General features: G+C 47.8%; 1 protein-coding gene. It reads left to right on the top strand.

What is annotated here, in order from left to right:
• On the top strand, positions 1 to 596 hold a 596-nt coding region (locus tag R7R24_RS28660), incomplete at both ends, for a hypothetical protein (protein WP_318120451.1).

Raw genomic sequence — 596 nt, 5'->3', positions numbered from 1 at the left:
TGTCTATGACATTACTGATGATGGCACAACCAATGGAGCACCGGATCCAATCACAATCAGCGGTTCTGCGGTCATGAACGTTCAAGCGGTTAATGATGCTCCGGAGATTGATGGCTCATTAGTAACCAGCACGATCTTCGAATCGGCAGGTCAAAAAATATCAGGCATTACGATAGCGGATGTGGATTTCACTGGTATCCATGAGAACGAGATCATGACGATTTCGCTCAGCACGAGTGAAGGTGATGTCAGTGTTATCGCGCCATCCGGCAGTGGTGTGACGCAAGGTGTTGGTTTAGCGGGTGAAACCGTGTTGATGGGGACGTTGTCCCAACTTAATGCGGTGTTGACTTCGACAGATCCAAATGTCGGTGTTTTTGTCGATGCAAGTGACGTGAACAGTTCAGCTATTTCATTGACGGTTACAGCGGACGATAATGGAATTTACTACGAGAATTCCACAGGAACGTCGCTGCAAACCACCGAAACGTTTGATATCAACGTGACACCAGTGGCAGACAAACCGACGCTTGCCTTTGACGCGAACTTTAATTACATCCAGCGCATTACTGCTAGCCAAAGTGCGAGTTTTCAGG

It is taken from the genome of Vibrio sp. 704, assembly GCF_033339295.1.
Note: the sequence above shows the minus strand (reverse complement) of the source record. Positions and strands in the feature narration are given on the sequence as shown.